The 2,229-nt window shown below is 73.0% G+C and carries 3 protein-coding genes; all 3 read left to right on the top strand.

Annotation, left to right across the window (positions count from 1 at the left end):
• On the top strand, positions 1 to 1,113 hold a 1,113-nt coding region (locus tag AAHZ94_RS32965), incomplete at its 5' end, for an AIM24 family protein (RefSeq protein WP_349997383.1).
• A gap of 11 nt (positions 1,114 to 1,124) precedes the next feature.
• Positions 1,125 to 1,808: an AIM24 family protein gene (locus AAHZ94_RS32970; protein ID WP_349997384.1), complete on the top strand. Its 684-nt coding sequence runs from the start codon at positions 1,125 to 1,127 to the stop codon at positions 1,806 to 1,808.
• Positions 1,809 to 1,823: 15 nt separating this feature from the next.
• Positions 1,824 to 2,229 (top strand): AIM24 family protein (locus AAHZ94_RS32975; protein WP_349997385.1); only part of this gene is annotated, 406 nt, incomplete at its 3' end.

Here is a 2,229-nt window from a genome sequence, read left to right on the forward strand (position 1 = left end):
CCGCAGGCCCCGCCGCCGCAGGCGCCCATGCACGCGGCCCCGACCGTGGTCGCCCCGCTCACCCCGCCCGGAAGCCAGGTGCCGCCCCCGGGCGCGCCCGGTCAGCCGCAGGGTTACCCGGGCCAGCCCGCCCCGTACGGCACGCCCGGCGGCCACCCCGGCGCCCCGGGCCAGCCACCCGGCCAGTTCGCGCCCGGTCAGCCCGCCCCGCCGCAGGCCCCGTACGGGCAGCCGCAGGGCCAGCCGTTCCCGGGCCAGCCCGGCCACGGCCAGCCGGGCGCACCGGGCTATCCGGGCCAGCCGGCCCCCGCCCCGTACGGCCAACCGCAGCCGGGCCAGCCGCAGCAGGGCCACCCGCAGCCCGGTCAGCCGCAGGGCTACCCGGGCCAGCCCGCTCCCTACGGGCAGCAGCCGATCCCGGGCCAGGCCGGCGCGCACGGCGGCGCGGCTGCCCCCGGCGTGCAGGCGGCGCTCGCGAAGTACCGCGAGGCGCCGACCGGCCAGCGGTGGACCCCGCAGAACCCCCGGCTGATCCGGGTCGACCTCGGCATCGGCGGCCAGCCCGTACTGGCCAAACAGGGCACGATGGTGCTCTACCAGGGCAAGGTGGACTTCGGCTACAAGGGAGCCGGCTTCCGGGGCCGCATCGTCGGCAACGCCACCGGCCAGGAGATGCAGCTCATGCGCTGCTCGGGGCAGGGGCAGGTGTTCCTCGCCGAGAACGCGGCCGAGGTGCACCCCATCGAGCTCCAGGGCGACGCGATCTGTGTGGCCGCCGAGAACGTGCTCGCCTTCGACGAGTCGCTCCAGCACGAGGTCCGGCGCATCGAGGGGCACGGCATCCCGGGCGGGGCCCTGTTCACCATGCAGTTCCAGGGCACCGGCACCGTCGTCGTCAAGACCCAGGGCACCCCGGTGGTGCTGCCCGTCACGCCGACCACGTTCGCCGACAGCAACGCCATCGTCGCCTGGTCCGCAGCCGCGCAGGTGATCATCTCCAGCCAGGTGCGGCTGCGCCGCGCCGCCTTCCCCGGCCACAGCGGGGAGGCCGTGAACCTCCAGTTCCGGGGCGCGCCCGGCAACTTCATCGTCGTCCAGCCGTACGAGGTCTGAGGGAGCCCGTCATGAACCAGCACCAGCTCGCGGGCTACGCCCCGACCCCCGTCGCCGCCCGCATGGAGAACCACGGCAGCAGCATGCTGAAGGTCGCCATGCAGAGCGGCCAGGACCTGTTCGCCCGTACCGGTTCGATGGTGGCCTACGAGGGCTTCGTCCAGTACGAACCCAATCCGCCCGCCGTGCGCCAGATGGCCTCCCAGTGGCTGACCGGCGAGGGCGCGCCGCTGATGAAGTGCAGCGGCGACGGACTGCTCTACCTCGCTGACTACGGCGCCGACGTGGTCTGCATCAACCTCAACGGCGACTCCCTGTCGGTCAACGGCACCAACCTGCTCGCCTTCGACGCGCACCTCCAGTGGGGCGTGCAGCGGGTCAAGGGGATGGCCAAGTTCGCCGGTCAGGGCCTGTTCAACGTCGGCGTGTCGGGCACCGGCTGGGTCGCCCTCACCTCGCGCGGCACGCCGATCGTGGTGGACTGCGGGCGCGGCGAGGACGAGACGTACGTCGACCCGGACGCGCTGGTGGCCTGGTCGACCAATCTGAAGATGAAGGGGAAGCGCAGCTTCAAGGCGTCCTCGATGATCGGCCGGGGCAGCGGCGAGGCGTACCAGCTCGGCTTCTCCGGCCAGGGCTTCGTCGTCGTCCAGCCCAGCGAGGACAGCACCGACCGGCTCCGGGCCCGGGGCTGAGGGGGAACGAGAGACATGCAGAGTCCGCTCTTCGGCCACACCGAGGCGCAGTCCCAGGACCGCTACGCCATGCAGAACCCGCAACTGCTGCGGGTCTCCCTGACCGGCCACGACGACGTCCTCGCGCGCAAGGGCTCGATGGTCGCCTACCAGGGGCTGATCGAGTTCGACGGCGAGTTCCAGACGCAGAGCCAGCGCCGCGCCCGCGCCAACACCGGCGAGGGCCTGGACCTGATGCGCTGCTCGGGGCAGGGCACGATCTACTTCGCCAACCTCGCGCAGTACGTCCACGTGGTCGACGTCGACAACCACGGGCGGACGGTGGGCCCCGGGTACCTGCTAGGGCTCGACTCGGCGCGGCAATGGGCGACCGGGGCGGTCGACAGCCCCGACCGCATCTCGGGGTCGGGCCAATACCAAC

It is taken from the genome of Streptomyces sp. HSW2009, from assembly GCF_040240285.1.
Lineage (GTDB): Bacteria > Actinomycetota > Actinomycetes > Streptomycetales > Streptomycetaceae > Streptomyces.

Bases quoted from the DNA above. Each gene is read 5' to 3' on its own strand.
- AAHZ94_RS32970 (WP_349997384.1), top strand. From the start codon at position 1,125: ATGAACCAGCACCAGCTCGCGGGCTACGCCCCGACCCCCGTCGCCGCC.